General features: G+C 61.1%; 2 protein-coding genes. Both read right to left on the bottom strand.

Annotated features, from left to right (window positions below):
- On the bottom strand, window positions 1-212 hold a 212-nt coding region (locus CPT76_RS01495), incomplete at its 3' end, for a PTS sugar transporter subunit IIB (RefSeq protein ID WP_105441703.1).
- The gene (locus CPT76_RS01500; RefSeq protein ID WP_258168027.1) at window positions 209-631 is read right to left on the bottom strand and encodes a PTS sugar transporter subunit IIA; all 423 of its coding nucleotides are present in this window, start codon (window positions 629-631) and stop codon (window positions 209-211) included. The genes CPT76_RS01495 and CPT76_RS01500, both read right to left, overlap by 4 nt.
- Window positions 632-638 lie beyond the last annotated feature (7 nt).

Below are 638 nucleotides of genomic sequence, written 5' to 3' on the forward strand. Positions count from 1 at the left end.
ATTGACGACGATGATCCGGCGGAATGGCCCTCCAGGCTTTGCGCCAGCTCATGGCTAGTGATAATATAGTCGGCCGCCGTACCCGAAGCCGTGGAGACATCCGTATGCTCCACGTCGGCGCTGACGCCCATCGCACTCAGCACATTTTCCACGTTCATCCGCAGGATCAGACTCGTTCCTTGTCCCAAACCGCATACGCATAATACTTTCATTGCTCATTCCCCCTAATGATTTGTTGGATAGCTTCCACATCGGCCGCCTGTTTAAACTGTTCCAGATGCGCCGGACTGCTCAGCAGCGTCGTCAGCTGGCGCAGCAGGGCGATATGCTCGCCACTGTCGGACCCGCCAAGGGCGAATACCAGCTGCACCGGATCGTTGGCGTTGTGGCCGAAGACGACCGGTTCCTTCAGTCGGACAAAAGACACCGCGGCCTCAATCACGCCGTCCTGCGCCCGGGCGTGCGGCAGGGCAATACTCGGGGCAAGGACGAAATACGGGCCCCTCTCCCGGTAGGAATCCACCATTGCGTCGGCGTAGCGTGCTTCCGCAGCACCCGCCTCCGTCAGCAGCGCTCCTGCCAGCCCGGATTCGCCCTCCTCGGCGGATGCCGCTTCCGCATCCAGCGCAATGAGCGGA

It is taken from the genome of Paenibacillus sp. AR247, assembly GCF_002968895.1.
Lineage (GTDB): Bacteria > Bacillota > Bacilli > Paenibacillales > Paenibacillaceae > Paenibacillus_AQ > Paenibacillus_AQ favisporus.